5 protein-coding genes and 2 pseudogenes are annotated in these 6,121 nt (G+C 68.7%); 5 read left to right on the top strand and 2 right to left on the bottom strand.

The genetic code is table 11. The features are described 5' to 3' along the window. The first annotated feature begins 770 nt into the window (after positions 1-770). Positions 771-2,384, top strand: coding sequence for a hypothetical protein (locus ACWGJB_RS23950; protein ID WP_453382158.1), 1,614 nt, complete (start codon positions 771-773; stop codon positions 2,382-2,384). Between the two features lie 109 nt (positions 2,385-2,493). On the opposite strand, the pseudogene ACWGJB_RS23945 reads toward ACWGJB_RS23950, so the two are convergent. Together ACWGJB_RS23945 and ACWGJB_RS23940 are read right to left on the bottom strand one after the other, a co-directional pair. Continuing rightward, positions 2,494-2,622 (bottom strand): annotated as a pseudogene (locus ACWGJB_RS23945) (flavodoxin family protein); the annotation flags it as partial. 441 nt (positions 2,623-3,063) lie between these two features. After that, positions 3,064-3,162: pseudogene (locus ACWGJB_RS23940) on the bottom strand (VapC toxin family PIN domain ribonuclease); the annotation flags it as partial. 438 nt (positions 3,163-3,600) lie between these two features. Between ACWGJB_RS23940 and ACWGJB_RS23935 the strand changes: the two are divergent. The 4 genes from ACWGJB_RS23935 to ACWGJB_RS23920 all read left to right on the top strand — a co-directional run. Continuing rightward, the gene (locus ACWGJB_RS23935; RefSeq protein WP_004986771.1) at positions 3,601-3,804 is read left to right on the top strand and encodes a cold-shock protein; all 204 of its coding nucleotides are present in this window, start codon (positions 3,601-3,603) and stop codon (positions 3,802-3,804) included. A gap of 180 nt (positions 3,805-3,984) precedes the next feature. Continuing rightward, positions 3,985-5,475 (top strand): DEAD/DEAH box helicase, encoded by a 1,491-nt coding sequence (locus ACWGJB_RS23930; RefSeq protein ID WP_453382157.1) that lies wholly within the window; start codon positions 3,985-3,987, stop codon positions 5,473-5,475. Between the two features lie 111 nt (positions 5,476-5,586). Then, positions 5,587-5,856, top strand: a complete 270-nt coding sequence (locus ACWGJB_RS23925; protein WP_453382156.1) for a CBS domain-containing protein — start codon at positions 5,587-5,589, stop codon at positions 5,854-5,856. A 47-nt stretch (positions 5,857-5,903) separates the two neighbouring features. Next, the coding region (locus ACWGJB_RS23920) for an SCO5918 family protein (RefSeq protein WP_453382155.1) at positions 5,904-6,121 on the top strand (218 nt) is incomplete at its 3' end.

Raw genomic sequence — 6,121 nt, 5'->3', positions numbered from 1 at the left:
CACCCCCGGCGCGGGCCCGCGGGGGGCGGGGCGCGCGGGGGGGCGCGCGCGCCCCCCCCCCCCCCCCCCGCCGCCGACCCGATCAGGGCGACAGAACCGAGAGTGACCGCGAGCGCTGTTACGGCCGAAATGCTGCGCACACGCACAGTGATGCAACCCCCACTAGGAAGACAGGATGCCCACAAGACCCCTGGAGCCCCGTCAGGGTTGTACGGCACACCTGCGCAAGTTTCCGCAGGTCCCACTGGATGCCGCCCAGAAGCCGGGCACCGTTTACGGCAGGCGCGCACTCGGGTCGCGGCGATCGAGGTCGAGCGGGTCGTGGATTGCGGCCGGCCGTGGGTGTCCGGGCGACCGACACTCGCACCCGCCTCCGGGATTCCTCTCGGTTGCTGCACAGGGGTCCCCCGGCCGGAGGAGTCCTGGGCTCTTCGCCCGGGCCCTGAGCGCGGTCGCGTCGTAGGCCGGCTCTAGGATTGGCCGACGCGTGTGGCTCTGCGATCGGTGCTGAAATGGCATGGGTGGTAAGGGCATTCGCATATTTTGGGGGAATCCATCGAGTGAGACTTCGCGCTGTTCTGCCTGCCCTGACAGCCGGTGCGCTGCTGACAGCCGTACTGGCCCTTCCGGCAGCCGCCGCCGACTCCGCGACATCCGCGCCGCATGAGTCGGTGTCGGGTGCCACTGCGAGCCCGGGCCCACCGGACACACCAACGAGCTCCGCGGTCGCCACACCGGCCGACACCGCCGGCCCGGTCCCGTCCGAGACCGTGACGTCCGCCCCGACCGACAGCAGCCCGGATCCGCACCAGTTCGAGGTGTACGGAGTCGGCAACTCCTCGTCAGACCACTGGAAACTCTCGCTGTCCGTCTACAGCGCCACCGCGACGGTCACCGGCATCACCGCCCGCTACCGGCCGCACGGGGCGCCCGCGGACGCGCCCGACGTCGCCACGACGTCGGACTTCGTGCCCAATCCCTACTACGGCGGTCAAGTCTCGGCCGACCGGCCCGTCCTTCCCGCCATGGGCGTCTACGACGTCTCCGTGGACGTGACGGACAGCTCGGGAAACGTCGAAGACTTCCCCGACGCCGGCGAGTTCACCTACGCGGCGCAGGTGTCCGTCGGGAAGCTGGCGTCCGACCGGAGTTCCGTGGACTACGAGCACCGCTCGTACACCGTCTCCGCCCCAATCACCGTCACCGACCCCAGCACCGGCGCGGTACTCGACCCGGCCGGTGTGTCGGTTGCCCTTGCCGACCCGGAGGCCGGGGTCCCGTCGGAAACGGTCGCGGTCGCCACCGCGCGGGCGGACGGGCGGGTGGCCGCAACGGTCACGGTGAAAGATCGCGTCACCTACCGGACGGCCGGCGCCGACGGCACCGCCACCGCGGGATACCCGTACTCCCTCGACACAGGCGATCAGACCTCGCTCACCGTGCCGGCGACGGCGGAGACCACCCGGATTCGCATCCTGAGCAAGACCGACGTCGACGTTCCCAAGGGCGGCCGCACCACGATCACCGGTGTGCTCGAACGGAAGGTCGGGTCCACATGGGTGGGCACGCCGGACCAGAAGATCTACACCATGGGGCCGGCCTACTTCTCCGCCACGGTCAAGACCACCGCCACCGGCACCTTCGCCGTCAGCACCGGCACCGCCGGTGCGTACTATTTCAACAACTACTGGGACTACGATCCCTTCCTCCTGAGCACCGACAGTGACGCGACACCGGTATATGTGCACGTTCCGTCGCCCAGCCGCGTCACCCCGTTCCACGTCAGCGAGGACGAGTACGGCGAGGCGGTGATCGACGGCCATCTGGACCTGCACGGGGCGGAGTTCGCGAGCGGCACGCACTCCATGACGATCCAGTACTCGTCCAACGGCAAGACGTGGCACACCGTCGGCAGCACCCGGATCGGCCGGTCGGGTCTCGCCGGCGACGAGTTCATGACCTACGCGACCTACGACGGCCAGGCGAACGGCTACTGGCGGGCGTACTTCCCAGGCACCCCGGACTACTCGCCCTCCTACAGCGCAGCGGTCAAGATATACCGCACTCCCACCCGCGTCACCGGAGGCAAACCCAGCCATACCACGGTGCGCAAGAACACGTACGTGACATTCGGCGGCCACCTGCAGCAGCGCAGTTCGTCCGGCACATGGTCCGGCATCTCCCATACCTACGCGTACCTGGAGTTCCGGGCCACGGGAAGCAAGACGTGGCACTACGTCACGCGCGTGAAGACCGACACCAAGGGCACCTACCACCTGAGCGGCAAGGCAACTCACGGTGGCACCTGGACCGTCGTGTGGTTCACCTCCGACAGCCACCACATCGACTCCAACGGCCCGGAGACGTACGTCCACGTGCACTGACCTGTTCCTCGGACCGAAGCCCGAGGAACAAGTCAAGTCATGACAACTCCACATCCCGTACCGCTCGTAAGGCGGGAGCGGTCCGCGGGATCCAGCACTGCGGCGAGGCTCAGCGGTGCTCGGGGTTCGCGTAGTCGCGGTGGCAGCCGGCGTCCCAGGCGGGGCGCTGGTTGCCGTAGGCGGGGATGCCTCCGAGGTCCTTCAGCGTCCGGGCGAGGTGCAGCAGGTTCCAGGTCATACGGTGCGATCCTGCGCTCGCGGGCGCTGTACCAGAGGACGTATGAGCAGGTCAGAAGTGTTCCTGCTCCGCAAGCGCCGTCGCTTCCCAAGCTGAGAGCGCGAGTTCGATTCTCGTCACCCGCTCCATGATGAGACCCCAGGTCGGTGACCTGGGGTCTGTGTGTTGCTGGAGAATCCCCCGGACGCCGACCCGTCGAGCACACGAAGATCGGGCACGGGGAGGGCGCGAGTGCTTGGCGGATGCCACGCGGCCACCGCTCCCGTTTGCCAAAGGGCGCCGACGGCCGGAGGTTTCGTGGCGGACTTCGGCAAGCGTCGCATGTCCTGGCCCTCGGCCTGCCGTTCCCTCGGTGAGGTCGCGTCACATGCCCCTGCGCCTGAAGGCGACGGCTGACCAGGCCCTGTCTGTGGATGGGACTTCAGTACCAGGACGCTCGCGTCAAAGTGGCGGATCGTCGGGCAGCACCCGGAATGCCTTGTGGCGGCCCAGCGGGCAGACAGTCCGGACGTCGCACCGGTCTAGGGTGAGAATCGCGTCCAAGTGCGGAGCTCGATCGGCCCGCGGGCCGCAAGACCGCCGCGGTCGCCCCGCCGGAACCGCCGTGTGGCCTTCCTCTCGCTGATGGGGTCTCGGCGCGTTCGTCGGCATGTCGTCAGCTGATGGCGACGGCAGCCGCGCCCCAGCCGTCGAAGGAGGTCACGGCGCTGCGACCGGACAGACTCGACTGCAACAGTGCGGCCCGGGAGAGCAATTCCTGTGGTCGCGAAGTGAGAAATCGACACGGCGCACGAGAAATATTCCTGAGGTGGGAGACGGCCAGGAATTGTTCACCGCATGGGGTCGCTCACGGCGTGCTACTGTCAGTATCAGTTGCAGGTGTGGTTGCCAGAATGGTTTTTCCGGCGGCTGATCATCACGGCGACACGGAAAGCGCACAGAGCGTATTCCTGACACCGTCTCCGAAGGAGAAATAAAATGGCTACTGGCACCGTGAAGTGGTTCAACGCGGAAAAGGGCTTCGGTTTCATCGAGCAGGACGGCGGCGGCGCCGACGTCTTCGCCCACTACTCCAACATTGCCGCCCAGGGCTTCCGTGAGCTGCTGGAAGGCCAGAAGGTTTCGTTCGACATCGCGCAGGGCCAGAAGGGCCCGACGGCCGAGAACATCGTTCCCGCCTGACGCGTCGGCACTGCCGCATACTTCGCAGCTGGGGCCCGCACCTTGGGGTGCGGGCCCCAGCTCGCTTCATTTTCAGGGCGATTCAGCCCTGTTTTTTTCGGCTCGTTCTCGCGATTCTCTGCGTCGTTCGTTTTGCTGCGGAAATTCCTTGATACGCGCCCACGTCGAGGAAGGTTCCACATGAACCGTGCACGCACAACTCGCACACGCACGAATCGCACAGACGACCGTTTCGGAGGAAGTGCTGCTGTCGGCCGCTCCGGTGTTCAGAGCCGCTCCAAGGGCAACGGAAATCGGCGGGCCGCACAGGGTGAGTTCGCACCGCCGAAGACGACCACACCGGCGTTGCCCGCCGTCGAGACGTTCGCCGATCTCGCCATGCCGACGCCGTTGCTGGCCGCGCTCGGCCACGAGGGCGTGACCGTACCGTTCCCCATCCAGGCGGCGACCCTGCCGAACTCCCTGGCCGGCCGTGACGTACTCGGTCGTGGCCGCACCGGGTCGGGCAAGACGCTCGCCTTCGGCCTCGCGGTAATGGCCCGCACGGCAGGCCGGCGCGCCGAACCACGGGAGCCGCTGGCCCTGATCCTCGTACCCACCCGTGAACTCGCCCAGCAGGTCACCGACGCGCTCACCCCGTATGCCCGCGCCGTCCGGCTGCGGCTGGCCACCGTGGTCGGCGGAATGTCGATCGGCAGGCAGGCGAGTGCGCTGCGGGCCGGGGCCGAGGTCGTCGTCGCGACACCGGGGCGGCTCAAGGACCTGATCGACCGGGGCGACTGCCGACTGCGGGACGTCGCCGTCACTGTACTGGACGAGGCCGACCAGATGACCGACATGGGCTTCATGCCCCAGGTCACCGCCCTGCTCGACCAGGTGCGGCCGGACGGCCAGCGGATGCTCTTCTCGGCGACCCTGGACCGTAACGTGGACCTGTTGGTCCGTCGCTACCTGACCGACCCGGTGGTCCACTCCGTCGACCCGTCGGCCGGTGCCGTCACCACGATGGAGCACCACGTACTCCACGTGCACGACGCGGACAAGCACCGGACGACCACCGAGATCGCGGCACGGGACGGCCGGGTCATCATGTTCCTGGACACCAAGCACGCCGTGGACCGGCTGACCGCGCACCTCCTCAGCAGCGGCGTCCGCGCCGCCGCCCTGCACGGCGGCAGGTCCCAGCCGCAGCGCACCCGGACCCTGGCTCAGTTCAAGGACGGTCACGTCACGGTGCTGGTCGCCACCAACGTCGCGGCCCGCGGCATCCACGTCGACAACCTCGACCTGGTCGTCAACGTGGATCCGCCCGGCGACCACAAGGACTACCTGCACCGTGGCGGTCGTACGGCCCGTGCGGGGGAGTCCGGCAGCGTCGTCACCCTGGTGACACCCGGACAGCGCCGCGACATGAGCCGACTGATGGCCTCGGCCGGCATCACCCCGCGTATCACTCCGGTGCGCTCGGGAGAGGCGGAGCTGAGCCGCATCACCGGCGCCCAGGCGCCGTCCGGTGTCCCGGTCGTCATCACCGCTCCGGCCGTGGAGCGTCCCCGCCGCACGTCTTCCCCGTCCCGTGGCCGGCAGGGCCGCACCGGCCAGGGGCGGCCCGCGGGCGCGGCGGTGCGCCGCAGGGCACCGCGGCGCACCGCCATCGACTCGGCGGCCTAGGCCCAGCACGACCCCGGAGCCGCAGCGGTCTCCCCAGGCCGCAATGGCCACCAAGCCGACCAACCCGCACCGCAGGAGGAATTTTTGACGCCCGTTCAGACGCAGTGCCGCGTGGCGGACCCCGCATCGACGACCGTGGTCGACGGCATGGAAGCGTACGGGCCTCGGGTCTGTGACGACATGACCGTCGAGGTGGCTCTGGCCGTCATGGCGGGTGCACGTGTCCAGTACCTGACCGTGTGCGACGGGGACGACCAGAGCACGGGTTCGATCACTCTGGCCCGGCTCGCCGTTCTCCGTGCCAGTTCCTCGTACACGGACCGCATCCGTCTGCGGGACGTCCTCGGCATCCGGCTCCGGCCTGTTCCCGTCCGCGGCTGATCCACCCCGCCCGGGTCAGTTCCTTTCCGTCATGCCTGGGAGGCATCATGCGTTGTGTCATCGCCCGGTACCCGTTCGACCTGACCAAGATCGGGGTGCTGGCCTCGATGAAGGGCGTCAAGCCCGAGCTGGTCACGGGCGCGTCCGTGACCATCGGCCGCCGCCGCTACCCCGTCAAGCAGGTGGGCCAGGTCACCACGGGACAGGACCGCCGGGGGGTCCGCCGCGGGGGCCTCAACCCCGCCCCCGGGGGGCCCCCGCGGGA

Source organism: Streptomyces sp. NPDC054813 (assembly GCF_053611365.1).
This window is presented reverse-complemented; position numbering and strand designations above follow the sequence as displayed.

Bases quoted from the DNA above. Each gene is read 5' to 3' on its own strand.
- ACWGJB_RS23935 (WP_004986771.1), top strand. From the start codon at position 3,601: ATGGCTACTGGCACCGTGAAGTGGTTCAACGCGGAAAAGGGCTTCGGT.
- ACWGJB_RS23930 (WP_453382157.1), top strand. From the start codon at position 3,985: ATGAACCGTGCACGCACAACTCGCACACGCACGAATCGCACAGACGAC.